Annotated in this window: 11 protein-coding genes; 6 read left to right on the forward strand and 5 right to left on the reverse strand. The window is 40.2% G+C overall.

Translation table 11 applies throughout. From position 1 onward, the window contains the following. Positions 1-870 precede the first annotated feature (870 nt). Positions 871-2,997, reverse strand: a complete 2,127-nt coding sequence (locus BGP15_RS19410) for an ATP-binding response regulator (RefSeq protein ID WP_286770544.1) — start codon at positions 2,995-2,997, stop codon at positions 871-873. A 250-nt stretch (positions 2,998-3,247) separates the two neighbouring features. Here BGP15_RS19410 and BGP15_RS19415 point away from each other — a divergent pair, with 250 nt between their 5' ends. Further along, positions 3,248-5,257 carry a beta-N-acetylhexosaminidase gene (locus tag BGP15_RS19415; RefSeq protein WP_286770545.1) on the forward strand — a complete coding sequence of 670 codons (2,010 nt, stop codon included), beginning with the start codon at positions 3,248-3,250 and terminating at the stop codon, positions 5,255-5,257. Between the two features lie 65 nt (positions 5,258-5,322). Here BGP15_RS19415 and BGP15_RS19420 read toward each other — a convergent pair whose 3' ends face one another. Both BGP15_RS19420 and BGP15_RS19425 read right to left on the reverse strand, forming a co-directional pair. Continuing rightward, positions 5,323-5,601, reverse strand: coding sequence for a DUF4342 domain-containing protein (locus BGP15_RS19420; protein WP_286754709.1), 279 nt, complete (start codon positions 5,599-5,601; stop codon positions 5,323-5,325). 251 nt (positions 5,602-5,852) lie between these two features. Beyond that, on the reverse strand, positions 5,853-8,087 hold the full coding sequence (locus tag BGP15_RS19425) for a glycoside hydrolase family 2 protein (RefSeq protein WP_286770546.1): 2,235 nt from the start codon (positions 8,085-8,087) through the stop codon (positions 5,853-5,855). A 478-nt stretch (positions 8,088-8,565) separates the two neighbouring features. On the opposite strand from BGP15_RS19425, the gene BGP15_RS19430 reads away from it, so the two are divergent. Together BGP15_RS19430 and BGP15_RS19435 are read left to right on the forward strand one after the other, a co-directional pair. After that, positions 8,566-10,173 carry a beta-N-acetylhexosaminidase gene (locus tag BGP15_RS19430; protein ID WP_286770547.1) on the forward strand — a complete coding sequence of 536 codons (1,608 nt, stop codon included), beginning with the start codon at positions 8,566-8,568 and terminating at the stop codon, positions 10,171-10,173. A 182-nt stretch (positions 10,174-10,355) separates the two neighbouring features. Then, complete coding sequence (locus BGP15_RS19435; protein ID WP_286770548.1) at positions 10,356-11,864, forward strand: alpha-L-fucosidase; 1,509 nt, start codon at positions 10,356-10,358, stop codon at positions 11,862-11,864. A gap of 132 nt (positions 11,865-11,996) precedes the next feature. Here BGP15_RS19435 and BGP15_RS19440 read toward each other — a convergent pair whose 3' ends face one another. Together BGP15_RS19440 and BGP15_RS19445 are read right to left on the reverse strand one after the other, a co-directional pair. After that, positions 11,997-12,656 (reverse strand): HAD family hydrolase, encoded by a 660-nt coding sequence (locus tag BGP15_RS19440; protein ID WP_286770549.1) that lies wholly within the window; start codon positions 12,654-12,656, stop codon positions 11,997-11,999. A gap of 64 nt (positions 12,657-12,720) precedes the next feature. Further along, positions 12,721-14,325, reverse strand: a complete 1,605-nt coding sequence (locus BGP15_RS19445) for a DNA/RNA non-specific endonuclease (RefSeq protein ID WP_286770550.1) — start codon at positions 14,323-14,325, stop codon at positions 12,721-12,723. 490 nt (positions 14,326-14,815) lie between these two features. On the opposite strand from BGP15_RS19445, the gene BGP15_RS19450 reads away from it, so the two are divergent. The 3 genes from BGP15_RS19450 (at position 14,816) to BGP15_RS19460 (ending at position 18,563) form a co-directional block, all read left to right on the forward strand. Beyond that, a complete protein-coding gene (locus BGP15_RS19450; protein WP_286770551.1) occupies positions 14,816-15,520 on the forward strand; it encodes a hypothetical protein in 705 nt (234 codons plus the stop codon). 90 nt (positions 15,521-15,610) lie between these two features. Continuing rightward, positions 15,611-17,587: a hypothetical protein gene (locus BGP15_RS19455; protein WP_286770552.1), complete on the forward strand. Its 1,977-nt coding sequence runs from the start codon at positions 15,611-15,613 to the stop codon at positions 17,585-17,587. 175 nt (positions 17,588-17,762) lie between these two features. Then, complete coding sequence (locus tag BGP15_RS19460; protein ID WP_286770553.1) at positions 17,763-18,563, forward strand: tyrosine-protein phosphatase; 801 nt, start codon at positions 17,763-17,765, stop codon at positions 18,561-18,563. The last annotated feature ends 87 nt before the right edge of the window (positions 18,564-18,650 follow it).

The following is an 18,650-nucleotide window of genomic DNA, read 5'->3' on the forward strand; positions in this document are numbered from 1 at the left end:
ACAGGTGGGAGAGTAGGTCGGTGCCTTTTTTTACACGGAAGCCCTTGCTGGAAACAGTCAAGGGCTTCTTTCGTTTAGCTACCTGCCTGTACTTCCCCGTACAATGCTATTGCATATCCTCCGCCTATTGGTTATCGAAGCAAAGCGTCGTCGGTGAGCCCGATCAATCGGCAGCTGTTTCACAACTGTCACTGTCCCGCAGTGGTAATGGTACATTTCCATAGCAGGCGGTCATGCAGCCATCACTGTGTTCTAGTGGTATGGCGTCTCCCCTCTTCGAGAATTCCAGTATCTAAGTTTTGTATCTTGCTAGAAGTATTATTGCTCACTTTTGGTATAGAGCATCGCCTGTTCCAAAACTTTCGTATCGGAGGTTTTTGTATATTGCTAGGAGCATTATTGGTCACATTTGGCATGCTGTAGCGCCATAGTCACGGGGCATTGTAACCCAAGTGACCGCCATTATTGTTATCATGGATAATGATAGTTAGCATCCAAAGTGGCACAAGGCGGTTGAACAAGATGAAATTGGCATTTGGAAGCATGTTTTACGTGGGGCAAAATTCGATGGAACAAATTTTGATCTTAGCAAAGATGTAACGCAGGGGTATGGCGTCAGTTCGTTACCAACAAAAGTGTTAATAGATCCGCAAGGCGTTATTATCGGACGCTATGGTGGTGGCAATGGCGACACAGATGAGCAATTGGATGCTAAGCTTGCTGATTTATTTAAGTAATCGAATATAATGTTCCTATACGTAAGGATGTCCAAAAGGATCGTAGTTACTTTAGTATTGCAGGTATATAGCGTAAAAGAAATAAGGGACTGTCTTAAACAGTCCCTTATTTCTTTTACTTACGCTGCTTATCTTACGAAATTCTTGCTATAAGTTGAGCAAGAATAATTTTGTCCAGAGGTTTGGTCATGACGCCATCAAATTGGTGTACCTGTCCTTCGGGAATCTGCACTGTTACTTGTGACTCGTCTGACGTGAGTGCGATAACTTTGCTGTTCCATGCCTGTTTAAGATTACTGTCTTTAACCGAATTGAGGATGTCCCAACCGCTAGGGCCATGCATTTTGAGATCGGTGATAATAATATCCGTTCTATTTTCCTTCAAGTAGGCTATTGCTATGGATGAATCCTGATAGATTTTCACATCTTCGAAATGTTGCAATGCTTGTTTTACGAATAGATTATTGATCGGATTATCGTCAATAACGACAAAGCGTAGCTCTTTTGGGAGTTTGTCTAAGCTTGCCATTTGTTTCCTAATTTTCTTTTCTTCGGTAAACGGAACAACTAAAGTAAATGTTGATCCTTTGCCTTGTTGACTGCTAACGCTTAAGGTTCCGTTTAGCTGTTCGGCCATGAGCTTAGAAATATGTAATCCCAATCCAAAACTATGCTTGGATTTCTGATCGGTCATATAATACTGTTCGAAAATATGTCCTTGATCTTTGGCAGAAATACCTTTTCCTGTATCCTTAACTACTATATGTAATTTGGAGCCCTGATCGTTGCTGATAAAGGCTTTCACCTCGATCTGACCCTTATCTGTATATTTAATCGCGTTGCTCAGCAGATTGGAAACAATCTGGCGTACACGATATGTACCGCTTTTAATTAAGATGTTGGGATCGATATCAATGTAACTAATGAGTTTCAGTCCTTTTTTATCTGCCTGAGCCTTTTGCATTTTAATGAGGTTGGCAAGCAATTGCGTTGGCGAAAAATACTCAGCCTTAATTTCCAGTGTGCCAGACTCTAGCTTGCCGAGATTCAGAATATCTTCAACAGTATCATTGATTACATGGATATCCTGTGTTATGGAGTCTAATAAAACGGGATCGACACGATTGTTCGCTGCATTGCTTTTCAGCAAATCAATAACACTGACCAATGAATTGACCGGTGTCCGTACGTCATGACTTATATTAGCTAATATACTGGCCTTTTCCTTTGATGTCTGTAAGGCATAGTCCCGTGCAGCGGTAAGCTTACGCTCATAGACGAGTGTATTATAGTGGTAAGACAACAGCAGTGTCACCATAATAATCATAAGAATAATAGAAGCGATGACCTGTTTGCCAAAAATGGAAGAGTTTTCCCTGTAAAGTTTGAAATCTTGAATTTCAGCAGCCCTCAATGTCTCATCTTCATGGGTTTTAATCCGCAGCAAGGCCGTGCTAATGGTACTAAATAAGTTGTAATTCGATTGTAGCAATTGTCTTTCCTTGTGCTGAAGCTCAGCAAATGAACGACGAATCTTACTGAAATCTTGCCGGTGAAATGTTTCGTTCTGTTCAATCAAACTTTGGATCTGGCTATGTATGGCCTTGATTTGATTAACGTTGAAATTCTGTTGCAGCTTATCAGCAACTAACGTGTCATTCTTCGCTTTGAAAATTCTGTTGAAGAGTTTTTCTTTCTTTCGGACAATGGTGTCCTTCTTACTTACATTGAGTGCGGTATCGCGTAATATTTTATTGACAACAGAATCTGCAAGTATCCGATTGTTCCCAGGTCGAATGGTTCTGCTTGCGTTAGTCAAGAGTGAAAGCGAGTCTTTTGCCAAAAAAATCATGTTATCAACAGATTTTTTAATCTGTGCAAATTCGTCCGAAAGCGAAATATTCTGTTCCAAAGAGGTATTTGTAGCAGCAGTAAGTCCTTTTTGGGAAGATAATTTAGAGAGGGAGTCAATATAAAATCGTAGCGTGTCTAAACTGTTGCTATAATGCTTTAAATTTTCGGAACTGAAGTCTACGGTATAGGAACGAAAAGCATTTCCGGCAGCATTATAGGATGAGAAGAGTTCGTAGAAAAGATTGGTCAATTGATTTTTAGAACTATATGCTTTATTTAGACGAGCTTCGGTCTTTTGATACTCAATATACTGATAGGTAAATATCGAACCGATATAGACCAAGGAAAGAATCAGGAAGGCAATTAAAACTGTCCTGATAATAAATAATTTTTTACTGTTTTTCACGTTATTGTTCTTTCACCCCAATAAGTTAACTATAGCCTATTTTGTTTTGTCTGGAAGTCAAATTTAATACTAAAAAATCATATCCGCCGCTGACTGCTGTAGCCAGTCAGCTACTTTTTCAAAATCTTACACAATCGTTTGATTGAAAGTTGGTGTGGAAGGATCCTATTTTATTTTTTATTTTGCATAGTGAAACCCATAGGTGGTCTTTTTAGGACCTCTTTATTTAGAAATAAAAACTTAAATTTTAATGAAAACACTCTTCTGTTCGGTCGCGTTATCCCTTTTATTTGCGCGAGGACTCCATGCACAGTCTGGGGTTGCTATTATCCCCAAGCCTCAGGAAATCAATATAGGAGCGGGCCAGTTTCAGTTAAATCCACAAACTACTTTAAGTTTTAAAGGCTGCGATGTGAAGGATGTGTCTTTGTTTGTTGAGCAGCTGAGAAAAGTAACGCAATATCCCCTGAATGTGAGGAAACAGGCGAGCAATAGCATTGAATTTAGACTAGACCCTAAACTGTCCATCCCAAATGATGAAGGTTATCAGCTTGAGGTTTCCAATCGGGGAGTGGTTCTGACAGCAAAAAGTTCCCATGGGCTTTTCAATGCAACGCAATCACTGCGCCAACTTTTACCGACAGCTTTCGAGGGTAGTAACCCAACCAAAGAAATAAGCTGGAATATTCCGGCAGTGAGCATTAAAGATTATCCGCGTTATCATTGGCGCGGTTATATGAAAGACGTAAGCCGGACATTCTTTGATGTGAAAACCGTGAAAAAGTATCTGGATGTCATGGCCCTGTACAAAATGAATACTTTTCATTGGCATTTGACGGATGATCAGGGCTGGCGTATTGAAATAAAGAAGTATCCGAAATTGACACTGGAAAATGCGACGGTATTTCATCGAACAGAAAAGCAACCTGCAGAACGCAGTGGATTTTATACACAGGAGCAGATCAAGGAAGTTGTCCAATATGCGCGGGAGCGTAATATTACGATTGTGCCCGAGATTGATGTCCCCGGACATTCATGGCCGACCATATTAGCCTATCCTGAACTTGGGGTCAACAAGAATTCTTATCCCAATCACATCTTTCCTTTTGTGTCATCTTGGGGATACTGGGGAAATCAATTTACCCCCAATACACTGGATCCCACAAAAGAGTTTACGTATGAATTCTTGAATAATGTGTTCACCGAAATCGCTAATCTCTTTCCGGGTAGTTATATTCATTTTGGAGGGGATGAGGTTCGTCATGATTTGTGGGAAAAAGAGCCGCATGTGCAGGATTTTATGAAGCAACACCAGATTAAGGATGTCAAAGCCCTACAGAGTTATTTCGTACAACGTGTTTCTGCTATCATTGTTCAAAAAGGTAAAAAACCGATCGGCTGGAATGATATCTTAGCCGATGCGGAAAACTTGCCGAAAAGTACAGCAATTATGAGCTGGCTTGGTGAAGAAGCGATCAAGGAGGCAACTAAAGACGGGTTTAAAGCGGTAGCCACTCCTGCCTCTCATCTCTATTTTGATATTACCCAGGCTGATCGTAACGATGGAACAATGACTGATTTGGCCTATCCTCAAATAAATTCGCTGAAAAGAGTGTACGAATTTGACCCTTCTGCGGGGCTTAGTCCGGCCGAGGAGCAGCTTGTCCTCGGTGTTCAGGGAAATATGTGGACTGCTTTGGCGCAAGATATTAAAGATCTGAACGTACAGAATTTTCCGAGATTACTTGCCGTAGCCGAAATTGGATGGTCGTCCAAATCAGCTAAAGATTACGAAGCTTTCAATCAGCGATTGGATGCAAATCTTCCAAGATTGGATTCCATGCGTATTGATTATTATCGTCCCGGGGGATATATTGCGGGGGCATGGGGGCCCAATGATATCAGGGAATCGTATAGTTTTCTGAATTTTGATGTGACGAAAAAGATTTACGATAACGGAAGGGCACAAGCTGGATTTTTCTTTGTGGACGGTAAGAATTTTCTGGAGATTGATGCTGTACAATTACTGCAGGACGGGCGTGTCATCGCAGAAGATGGACATCACGCACTTGCGGATAAATTTAGAGGAACCAATAAGGTCAAACCTTTTTATTACAATTTTACAGTAACAAATTATAATCCGCAATCGAAGTATGAGATCAAAGCCCGCGTCAGAGGTGCCGGCGGCGTGGATTCAAAAGGGAACTTTACTTTTAATTTGTCCCCTAATACAGCGTTTGATAAGATAGAAAGGAAATAAGAGAAGAGCTAGGGCTATCCAACCGTTGGATAGCCCTAGCTCTTTACAAGGTATAGAAGCTTTATTTATTTGAGCTCAATCATCTTTTGATTTGCATGCTCTTCCTTTACTTCTTGAAGGATTGCAATTTCAATAGGTGCAATCAGGCTAAGAATAATCAGTGCAATGAAAGCTACAGGGAAAATAATTCCGATGATTACAGCCAATAACAAGGAGATATTTAAGTATTCTTGTCCATTCTTGGATGAAACTTTTAAACGGGAGCTTTTGAAGGAATCAAAAAGATCTTGAAAAGCTTTAGTAATTGTTTTACTGTTGATGCTGAATGTTGTTTTAGTTGCCATGATGTTTATTTTTAATGTTTTTATTTCTTATTTGATGACTCAAAGATAGGAAGCAAATATGGGCCTGAAGAGGGGCATTAGGCCAGTCTCGAGACAATCTCGGTAAACGACCCGCTTTTATCGGTTAATACTTTTTTGAAATTAGGGTAAGTGATATGATGATCACTATAGCCGAGGGGGATATATCCTTAAACAAAAAACAGGGATAGCTTTTAGGCTACCCCTGTTTTTTGTCTTTTTTGCTAATGTGATTATAGACCTACATGCTCTGTTTTCGATTTTGTTGGCCCCGATGGTCCTTGTTTAAACGCTGGGTCATAGTTCCATTCAATTGTGTCGGTTAATACCTTACCGTCTTTTTGGATTACTTTTGCTTCGACAGTATTCTTCCCCTGTTTTAGCTTCACGTTTTCGAAGATGTAATGTACATTGGTCTGGCCAATTTTGGCCCCTTTGATCGTTTGTCCATTGATGATCAATGTTGGCTCTCCTCTGTTCGAATAAACGGTGATAGGGGTGATTTCATTACCTCTGTTGATCATACGTCGCTGCGTGATATATAACACCGGTTCTTTGCTCCAGTTGGCTTTGTACCAATAAAAACCATCTTTCTTCAATTTACGGTCAAAGGAAACCAGACCTTTATAATTTCTGGGATTGACATTAAGACCAGTAATTGGTGTTGCGAAATCAAAGGTGTTCCATACATAGGAACCTAAGAAAATCGGATTTTTAGCGATTACCCCCCAGTGGATCTCATGAAATTTTGTGGCATACTCTTCGGGGAAGAATGAAGGATTACTCCATTGATTGCCAAAATTACCAACTTCTTCCGCTTGGTCTTCGGGAATGGCTTCCGCACCATATTCCGAAAAGATAATCCGGTAATCTTTGAATTCTTCACTGATACGTTTAGCCCAGGAGGCGACATCATCCTCTTTGTCTGATTTGTCTTCCAGTTCGCCATTATACCAGCCGAAGTAATGATTAATGCCTTGTACATCCGCATTATTATTAACGGCGTGGTTGATAACATTGTACCCACTGACAGAAACGGTATAGCGATCTGGGTCTTCAGATTTGGCAAGATCGTTTAATTTGGTTGTCAGATCGATCGTATAGGCTGACGGTGTATACACCTCATTGTGCATTCCCCAAATGTAAATTGATGGATGATTGAAGTTTTGTCGGATCAATTCTTTCAATTGTTGTTGTGCATTATTCTCTTCGAATGTACTTACACGATTGACAAAGGGTATTTCGGCCCAGATCACCAAGCCGATGCTATCACATTTTGAATAGAAATATTCGGATTGCTGATAGTGTGCCAGTCGAATCGATGTTGCGCCCATTTCTTTGATAATCGCAAGGTCTTCGTCGTGGTCTGCATTGCTCAGGGCAGATCCTTTTCCCAGGCGATCCTGATGGCGACAAACGCCATGTAAGGGGTATTTAATATCATTCAGGAAAAATCCCTCTCCTGTGCGTAGCTCAAATTTACGAAGGCCAAGGGGGGCTGTCACCTCATCGATAACCTCGCCATTCTTTTTGATTTGCGTGACGACCTTATAGAGGTAGGGATCATCTAAACCTTGCCATAAATGCGGGCTTTTGACCAGGATTTGTTGTGTAACAATCTGGCGGCCCTGTGGTAGTAATGTATAAGGCGTATTCTGTTTGGCTTTAATCGATCCGTCTTTTTCGAAAACCGTTGTTAGTAATTCAATAGGCTGTTTTTTTCCGGATTTGTTGTCTATTTTTATTTTTACGGCAACGTCGGCTGTTTTCTTGGAGACATTTTTTTGCGTAATGTAGATTCCTTTGGCTGCAAAATCATTTACCGCAATATTGATTTCATCGGTTACAATAAGTTCGACTGGTCTATAAATACCTCCATACATGGGGAAAAGGGTATGGTTGACAGGAATGACCTGTGGGGTAGCTTCATTATTTACCTTCACCAAAATCTCGTTTTCTTTCCCAAATTGGAGCATGCTGGTCAGTTCGAATACAAATGCGGAATAACCACCCTGATGTCTGCCCACGAAGTTATAATTTCCATTGCGTTGTGTATTGTCATAGGTAATTTCATTCTTGCCTTCTTTGGTCGGAAGGGGCTGATTGTTTACGTATACTTCTGTGTTGGTATTGACTCCTTCAAATCGAATGAAAATGCGTTTGCCTTTCCATGCTGCTTCGGGCACAAATGACTTACGATAATAAGCGTCGCCGGTATAAAAGCGTTCGTTTTTTCCTAAGCTACCAGACTTAATCTCTTTGGTCTGCATATCGTTTGCATTCCAGGTGTGCGGTAAATTGACAAGCTGCCATTTCCCTTCAAATAGTTGATTATAATCTAGTGTCGACGTAGAAAAAGGCCCCTTTTTGAAAGTCCAGCTGGTATTAAATGGAACTACGGTTCGTGCTTGTACGTTCAATAGCAGTATTCCAATAAAGATTAAGGTATAAAATATCTTTTTTATCATACGGTTTTAACTTAGGATATTGTATTTATGTCTTCAAATATAGCTAACAAAATGAAAATGACTAATTGGACTACCGAGGGGAGAACAGCTATTTGATCCTGTTTTTAATTAAAAGTGATTATAATGTCGCTGTTAATTATTGTTTTTTCTTTATTCGCTTTATTGCGCTCGTTTACTACAACGTTTTCGAGGTTTGCGCAAACGATTGACTATACTTGGACTACTGTAATAAATAATAAATTCTTTACCATTGTATTACAAGAAAAATGTAGACAGAACCAATGTAAACCGTTCATATGCTGGGTTTTCATACTTATTTTACCTTGTGCAATGGCTATCGTGGGTCAATAATAACACAAACCACGTTCGAAAATGAGTGATTGGACCTATTCATAGACAAATGCTTTTACATGAGAAGATGTAATCTGATGAATGGAAGAAGAAGGATTCTGATAAGTAGAAAAAAACTATAAAACGAATGAAACATAGATTAACAGGAACATTTCTTTTGCTATTCTTGCTGATGCAGTTTGTGGAAGCACAGGTTGCTATTATCCCACGTCCACAGCAGCAGGAGGCACGGAAGGGCAAACTGATCTTAGGTAGAAATATAGGCATTATAAATGACCCTTATTTTGATCCGACAATAGTGTATTTCAAGAAGCTCCTACTTGGGCGTTTCGGAATTTCGGCCTATGCTACGACCAAGGTCGATGAAGCCCAAGTTAGGGTAAGCTGGGATAACACACTTGAACATGAAGCCTATCGTCTGCAGATAGATCCTACGCATATTCGAATCTACGCTTCAGATAAATCGGGACTTGTCAATGGAATTTCAAGTTTAGACCAATTGTTGTCCGTTGCAGCCCAGAAAGGGGATCAGCGTGAGTTGGAGGCTGTTGACATCAAGGATAAAGCACAATTTGCCTGGCGTGGTTTTATGTTAGATGAGTCGAGACATTTCTTTGGGAAGGAAAAAGTAAAGTCATTGTTGGACTGGATGGCTTTTTATAAATTGAACAAGTTTCACTGGCATTTGACGGATGAGCCTGCCTGGCGTCTTAGTATACAACGTTATCCCTGGCTGACTCAAATAGGAGGTATAGGCAATTATTTCGATCCCTATGCCGAAGTACAGTATTACACACAAAATGATATCAGTGAGATTATTGCTTATGCGGATGAACGTAATATTGAGGTCATTCCTGAGATTGATATGCCTGGACATGCAACAGCGGCAAATCGTGCGTATCCATTTTTATCTGGCGGCGGTAATGAAAAACACCCTGATTTTACTTTTCACCCAGCAAATAATACGACATATTCATTTTTAACCCATGTGTTGCGCGAGGTAAAAGCACTTTTTCCTTCGACTTACATTCATTTGGGTGGAGATGAGGTTGCTTTCGGTAGCGATGCCTGGAATAATGATCTAAAGGTGCAGGAGTTAAAAAAGGCGGAAGGACTGAAATCGAATAAGGAGGTCGAAGCGTATTTTATTCGACGTATGGCGGATTCCGTGGCCCGAATAAATGGGAAAATTATTGTTTGGGATGAGATGGTAGACGCAAAACTGAACAAGGCACAAACTGTGATGATGTGGTGGCGCCATGATAAACCCGAACAGCTCAACAAAATTTTGGAAAAAGGATATCAGGCTATTCTTACCCCCCGGTTACCTTTATATTTCGATTTTGTGCAGCAGGAAAATCACCGGTATGGGCGGAAATGGGGCAAAGGGTTTAATCCTATTCAAGATGTTTACAATTTTGCAGGCAAACAGCTGGACAGTTTAGGTGGTCGAAGAAAACAGCTATTGGGCATCCAAGCTAATCTATGGACTGAAACCGTCACGAATACCAATCGATTGGATTATCTCGTCTTTCCGAGAATTGCGGCATTGGCGGAAGCGGCCTGGACACCTGGTAAGCAACGTAATTTTGATCAGTTTTCACATGTGTTGAAGCAGCATTTAGCGCTGTATCGCGAGCAGGGGCTCTATTACTTTGATCCATTTCAGGACAGTAATCCCGAGCCGGTCGTTATGAAGAAAGCGCAAAAACAGTATATTGATAATCCCAACTAGATCAGTGATTTGTCTTTGACGGGGAGTGGTGTAATCGGCAATGATGATGTCAGATCTTTTGGAATCAAATAAATACTGTAGATTTTTTAGAAGCATTATGCAGATGTGAAAGTTTGTGCTTTTGCATGCATGCGTAGGAAAAGAACAAATGAAAACTTGGTAATAAAACAATTAGATAAAATATGATAAGCTATAACAGATTGATGGTGACCTTGCTGTTGGCTGGAGGGCTATTGGCCGGGAAAACTGTTTCTGCCCAATGGACTGGTCCACGCAAAAAGGTGGAGCAAAGAATTGAGGTAAAATATGGGCCTTTAACGCCGGCGCATCGAACCGATGAGGCAATGGCACGTTTTCGTAGCTATGGTTTAGGACAGTTTATCCATTGGGGTCTCTATGCTATTCCAGGAAATGAGTGGGAAGGGGTAAGTGCTCGAAAAGGTGCGGCCGCTTCCGAATGGATTCGTACCTGGAGTGGACCTACGGCACCGAAGGACTGGAAAAACACCTATGATAATTTATATAAGCAATTTAACCCCAAAGGATTTGATGCAAAGCTATGGGCTAAGCAGGCTAAAGAAATGGGAGCAAAATACCTGATTTTTACCACCAAACATCATGATGGATTTGCCTTATGGCCTTCGAAATACACAGATTATACCATTAAGAAAAGCCCATATAAAAAAGATATTGTCAAACAGGTTGTAGACGCTTACACAGCCGAAGGTATAGATGTATTTTTGTATTTTTCGATCTTGGAATGGAATAATTCAAACTATATGGGAAAGGCGCCGTCTACACCGGAAGAAAAGGCAAAATTCAACAAGTTTTTAGAGTATACCCGTAATCAATTATTGGAGCTTCTTCAAAATTACCCCCAGATAAAAGGTTTTTGGTTTGATGGTACCTGGGATCAGTCCTGGATTCAGTCCTATGACTTTACCTATAAACTGGAAAAGGAACTCCGCGAGAAGCATCCGGGGTTAATCATCGGTAGCCGTTTTCGAAACGATGAATTTGGAAAACGACATTTCGATTCGAATGGCGATATGCTGGGGGATTATGAGCAAGGATGGGAACGCAAAATGCCGAAAGAATTTGAATGGTTGGAAGGACGTGATTGGGATTGCGTCATGACGATACCTCCCAATGGTTGGGGCTACATGAAAGATTGGTCGGGTATTTATACAAAGACATCCGACGATTTGATCGATATGTTGATGAACTGTGTATCAATGAACGGGAATTTCGTATTGAATTTTGGTCCGGACGGAAATGGTCGGATGCATCCGGGAGAGGATAAACTGGCGAAAGAGATCGGTGACTGGATCAAAGTTAATGGTGAAGCTGTTTATGGGGTTAGGCATGCGGGGCTTGCGCCATCTAAATTGGGTTATTTTACAAAAAAAGAGGACAATCTCTATCTTACGGTCTTTAATCGACCCGTCAACAATATTGTCCGTATTGCTGTACCGAAGAATGCAACAACGGTTCCGGTAACAGCAGCATTACTTCAAAATGGTCAAACCTTGGTTTTAAAGCAAGCTGAAATCGGCATAGACCTGGATAAGAATACGTACTATGATATTGTACTTCCAGACGCATTTGTTGCCAATAAGGCTTTTGTTATAAAAATGAAGCTTGGTCATCCAAAAGGACAGCGTGAGCAACTAATGGATGCAAAAATGTAGGCTCAGGACATTATAGGAAATTTCCCTGATTTCATCGGATCGCCAATAGCAATGGTACCGAATCAACGACATTAGGATGGATCTAATAAAAACGGCACTTAAATCGCTATCGGTTAAAGTGCCGTTTTTCTGTTATATCAGTGTTGTTGCTGTAATATTGAGGAGCTCGCTTGGGGTATGGATAATGTATTTTGCCCCGTGTTGTCTCAATTCGTCTTCATCGCGAAAGCCCCAGGTAACACCGATTGCTGTTACCCCGGCATTATTGGCCGTATCCATATCGACCGATGAATCACCGACATACAGGCAATTTTGTTTGTTGACACCTAATGTCTCGAGGCTATCTAGGACGATTGCGGGATCGGGTTTGGCTGGATGACCAGCGCGATGGCCGAGGACAAGGTCAAATGGAATATCGGGGAAGTATTGTTGCATCAGTGGGATGACTGCCTCGTGGTATTTATTGGACGCCACGGAGATGAGGTAACCTAAAGACTTCAATTCTTGAAGCAGCGATACAATTCCCGGGTAAGGCCGTGTATGCGATACAGGTTTTCGTTCATAATAGCTTTTAAAAGCTCCAAGTAAGACTGTAATCGTCTCTGCCGTTCGTGCTTCTTCGGGCAATGCCCTTTCGATGAGTTTCTGTACGCCATTGCCTACAAATTTCTTATAAGCAACGAGTGGATGCGTTGGATATCCATGCTGTTCAAGAATAGCATTGCAGCTGTCCCCCAGGTCTTGTAATGTATCTAGCAGTGTTCCGTCCAGATCAAATATGATAAGTTTCATTTGATAAATCTAGTAAAAATTGCGGTTGAACCATGGTAGAATAGTGAGATTAAATGGAGTTTAATTATTTCCAAATGGAGGTATTTATATTTCCTTTCTGTGTATCATTTAGATCGGGGAAAAAAGTGAATCCAGTTATTTTTTCCAGTTCGCTTACGGTTAACCTATAATTTTCGAACGTGCTTCCTGAAGGTGGAATGACATTGTCAATCTTATAACCAATGGTATAATATTCGTTTCCTTTTTTCATTGCCAAGGCTTTGAAATAGTATTTTGGTTTGGCAATATCTTTTCCATCGTTGTCCTGCGCAAAATCGAGGCTGTTTTCAGTGCTGGTCTTAGGTATTGCGCCAGTTACGACATACATCGTGTCACACTGTGCAGTCCAGGTTCTGACTTTCGTTTCGAGGTTTGCCCAAATACCTTGGTTAAGTCGTGAAACCTGTGCTGTCATGTTGGTAAAATAAAATGTTGTTTTATTTTGAGCAATATTGAGATTTCTGTCTGCACTTGGCAATTGGTGCCCTCTGTCGTACCCTGTTGGCTGAAATCCCTTAAATAGATTGGGTTGAAATGCTGTTGATACGGCAGGATCGTAACCCCAGGCATCCGTACGATTGCCCGACCCTAGCACACTGTTGTATAAGGGGTATGCAACCCAATATGCCATTTTTAGCTTTTTGTCATATAGCATCGCATAATTTCTGCTATCGCTTGAGTCGGGCATAAAATGTTGTATAAATACCTCATCACTGCTGAGATTGCTCATTTTGGGTATTTCCAGATAAGCTTGTGATTCACCAATCCCGCCACTTAGTTTTCCATTGTCAATGTTGATATCAAAGCTATATTGGCTTCCGGCTGTTAGATTTTTTAAATCCCGATTTTGGGGTATTGTCCAGGTATAGGTATCGCCATTAGTGGCAATAAACTTAATGGCCTTTCCTGTGATATCTTCGCCAGGAAGTAGCATAAATTCTATACGGGCGGTTTTATTGGTATTTAGTGATACCTTTTTTTGCACATCCTTTTTTTCGGTTGAATTAACAGTCAATTTTCCTGTTGTCAAATCGAATCCTCCTTGGATGCTTATAGCTGGCATTTTTACGATAATCTGATTGGCTTCCAATGCGGCTGTATTGGTTATGGATAGCTTAATGTTGACTTTGCTCAGTTGTCGTACAAAAATAAGTGGTACTGTATTATTGTTTTTACCGATGTTTTTGGCATTGTTTGCATACATCAGGTCTAAGGCTGCCGGGTTGGACTGGTCACTTATATTGATGGGATATTGAAAGTCTGCCAGTGATCTGTAAGGATAATAGGCGATAAAGTCCACGTTTTCATTCGGTAGGAAAACCGGGCTGTTACTTTGAAAAACCGAACCGTTAAAAGTGAAGGGGTAATTTTTGACCTGGTCGATAAGCGAAATTGCTGCCAAAGGTTGGTCGGCTTTGTACATATATACACCGATTTGATCACTTTTATTCCAGGAACTCTCTGTCGTTTGTGTGTTGATTTGACCGACAATAGTAGGGGTAAATTGCACCGCTGCTCGGTCAATTCTAGTTTCCGTTTTCTGACAGGAGTTAAAAGTAAGCAATGCAATTATAATGTAGGCTATCCGGAATATATTTTGATCCGGTATCGCTTTGGTCTTGTTCGTCATATGAATAGCTAGTGTATATTGATAAAGTGATGGCAAAAATAGTTAAGTTCACTAGAAGTTACAGCGATCTTTTTAGTAATCCCGGTTATAAGGTTTGTATTGGATTGATCTTTAGATAGATATTTTAGGCACTATTTCGCTTTTATAGTATCTCACTTGTAGTATATTTAAAGATCTCAAACAGTTGTTAAGACAATAATATAGGTAATTGATAAAATATTTAACAGTATGTGTTCCATACTTGTTTAAAAATCATTTGTTTTAGGTTGCTGTTGTGCTATTATGTGTAGTACTAGGGTAACGCTTTTAATTCCTTTTGGAAAAAATTAATACGAAGGTGTTGATTTTCTTCATTTTTCCCTGAAATCAGGTAGTAAAATATATTCTCGTTTCTAATAAATTTGTCAATAGGAAAAAAATAGCACAATGTTTGCTGTTCATGTCAAAACATATATTGATTTGACAAATTATTAATCGTTACGAGGTTGTAATGGAAGAAGTATTTAAAGTAAAAGGAAAATTGAATAGATTTTATGTGATTATCTGTGCTGTTGTCATGGTATTGACGGCATCGAGCTGCTTTGATTTTGTTGAGCAGATCGACTTAAAATCAGACGGTTCCGGACAGATTGCCGCCACATTAAATTTGAGTAAAAGTAAAACCAAGGTATCTTCTTTAATGAAAATGAAAAGTATTAAAGGCATCCGTATACCTTCTCAAGCGGACATGGAGAAAGAGATTCGATCTGCTGTTCAGTTACTAAAACAAACTAAAGGAATTTCTAATGTACAGTACAGCACAGATTTTACCAATTATATCGTTAATATCTCCTGTGATTTCAGCCAGATAGAATCCTTGAACGCCTTTTCGGATATATTGGCAAATCGGTTTAAAACGAAGATATCGAATTCAAACCGCTATTATTATAACGCACAAAGCCATGTATTTGAACGCAAATTTGTGGCTTCTGCTGACTGGAAAGCAAAATTTAATCAACTGGGAAACGATAATACAACTCAGTTTGCGGACGCATTCTATACGCAGATTGTACGTTTTGAAAAACCGGTTGTATCTCAGGCAAACAGTCTTGCAAAGGTTGCCGGAAATAAGAAAGGGGTTTTGCTAAAACTACCATTTATGGATTTGGTCTATGGTAAATCGAGCTTGGCAAATAAAATCACATTAACAAAATAACCTATAACATTGGTGAAACCGGGACTTCATTTAGTTGCTGAAAGCGCTTCTATAGAGCAGGTTCGGTGTAGCTGAAAAATTATTTATACGATGAAATCAAAATTTATACTGCTAGGATTAGCCTGTTTGTCTTTTGGGACAACTGTAAAGGCGCAGGACTTGATCAAACAAATCCCCGAGGATGCAGAAATGATTGCAGCTTTCCATATGAAAGACATTGTGCAGAAAGCAAATGCCAATAAACTGAACGAGTTACTCCAAAAGACTGGTTTTTTTGAGAAATCGGGAATTTCAGCGAACAATGATATTAAGAATTTGGGGGTAGACCTGTCCCAGACAGCCTATTTTTATACCAGGAAAACCGATAGTATCAGTTTTACGGAATTTATATTTTCCCTGAATAACAAGGGGCAATTTGAGAAACTGCTTCATGAGGCGGGTGAACCCAAGACATTTGCAAATGGCTATACGAGCATAGGCCTCAAGGCGGGGAGTATGTTGGTATACAACGATCGGATCGCTCGATTTGTTTCGGCGACGACAAATACCACCTTTTTGGACAATGATTCAATTGCTAGTCGTTATGGAATCAAAAAGGTAGACTACGTCGCGCGTCCAGCTGATGACGAAGATGCTTGGGCAGATACGACTGTAGCCGCAATGGACTCTGCTGCCGTAGTCTGGGATGCAGATGAAAGTTTGGCGCCGCCGGTTGCTGTTGCTGTGGAACCAGATACTGTCGTATTAGGTGCGACGGAAGTATTACCTCCAGTTGTTGATATTGCTGCGGCTGCGGATGCAGCGGCTGACGCGGCAGAAATGCATGATCCAAGTTACTACGATTCGCTTTATACGGCCTATGAAGATCAAAATCGGAAAAACGATTCGATTCGTAACGGCTTACGTGATAAATGGTTATTGAACGAGGTTACCCGTTTGGTTTCAGGGAGTCATAAGTCTTTGTCAATTGCAGATCAGCAGAAGGTTTTAAAGAATCTCGGGCTTATCCGATTGTATGTTCCTCATGTAGAGGATCTGTACCGTGGTCTTATGCCTTATACCACCTCTCTTCCTTATTATTATATGGGAATCAAACTGGATAAATTCAAGACGGGTTATCAAGACGGGGTATTGGATTTAGTGCAAGAGGGCAATGTGCTGAAATTAAAGGGATCTGTAGGTTTAGATAAGGACCTTGCTGAGATGACCAAAAGAATGTATGCGCGAAAGCCTAATTCGAAGTTCAGTAAATATTTAACGGATAAAACACTAGGGTTTTTTAATGTGAATATTAATTCGGAGGCTTATCTGAGGGAGATGCCTGCTTATATGGCAAAATATTATAGCGGTCTATTGGGACCTCAACAGGACGTTTTGGAATGGGGATTGATGGCTCTCGAAATAGCGCTAGATGAAAAGGCCATTGCCGAGGTGATGCCAGGAGACCACTTGGTCGTCGTAAATGGTCTTCGGAAGTTCAAAAAAGATTATATCGATTACACCTATGACGATGATTATAATGCAACCGAAGTGAAAAAGACGAAGGAAGAAACACTTCCGGTGTTTATTTGGATGTTCACATCGAAAGATCAACGTCTGATAAAAAAAGGTTTAGAAATGGCAGTTTCAAAGCAAGTTGGACAGGTGCATGATGGTATTTATGCGTTTTCAAAACAGAAAGCCAAAGATTTTCCAATGTATGTTCTTTTGAAAGAAGATCTGGTCATGGTCAGTAATGATTCCTTGTCATTAAATGATATCCGTCAGAATAAGATGAATGCTCCCGTAAATAAAGATTTTGCAAAACTAATGAAGCAAAATAAGATGTCTGCAGCCATTGATCTGCAAAAGCTACCGGCTATGTTAAAGGAAATGGGCGTAACACCGGGAAGACAATGGGAAGCAACGGTGGCGCAGCTCAATCAATATGGTAGTACTGCAGTTACTTCCAAGGGTGTAGTGGGCAACCGTGCTGAGGTTGAAATGTCGACACGACTGCCGCAGACGAGCGACGGTGCGATCAGCTACTTACTGGATCAAATTATGGCGGAATTAAATAAAAAGTAACTAAAGAGGATTCAAAAACAATTTTGTTGCACTATTGTTTTGGTTTCTTTTGTAATATTATGGTTATATTTTTATAATGTTAAAATAATATTAAGGTCGTTTAACTTGTTTATGGTACTTTTGACATTTAATTCACTGCATAAATAGACAAATTAAACGATTTATACATCACAATATGGGGATATTTTCAAAACTGTTTGGAAACAAAACGCAGGATTCAAAAGTAAAGGTTGTCGGTAAACTGGCTTTCTTGGAAGTGGATATGCATAACCATATCCTTCCTGGAATTGATGATGGGAGTCAATCTATCGAACAATCATTGACATTGTTGAAAGGACTTGGACGAATGGGCTTCGAGAAATTTATCTGTACACCGCATATTATGGATGGCGTGCATCCAAATTCGATTCGTACGATTGAAGCTGCTAAGGACAAGCTATTAACTGGTCTAAAAGGTCTTCCAAATATACCCGAAGTTCATGCCGCTGCCGAGCATATGATTGATGACGGCATTGTGAATCTCATCGGATCAAATGAACTCTGTGTTATGCCCGGTGGTTATGTGCTTATTGAGATGTCCTATTTACAAGAATCCAAAGCGCTATTTCAAACGATATTGGATATTCAAAACCTTGGTTATCAACCTATCTTGGCGCACCCAGAACGTTATAATTACTATCATTACAACTTTAACATGTATAAGCAGATCAAGGATGCGGGTTGTATGTTGCAGCTGAACTTGTTGTCGATCAGTTGGTATTATGGTGTTGAGGTAAAGTCTGCAGCTTTGACAATGATTAAGTCTGGGATGTATGATTTTGTAGGAACAGACGTGCACCACGAGCGGCATTTAGCTGCGCTGGAGGATGTGGTGGCTAAATATCCTGTGCGTGATTTACTCAAAACATGCACTATATTGAATCCGACATTGCTGGACCATTTGGGAAATAATAAGAATGTAATTGCTACAGGCTAGCATTAAAATATATTAAATAGAGAAAGAGATACCCTTTGAGGTATCTCTTTTTTTGTGACAATTTTATTCTCCTAGCAGATACCGCCT

Source organism: Sphingobacterium sp. 40-24, from assembly GCF_001899705.1.
Taxonomy (GTDB): Bacteria; Bacteroidota; Bacteroidia; order Sphingobacteriales; family Sphingobacteriaceae; genus Sphingobacterium; species Sphingobacterium multivorum.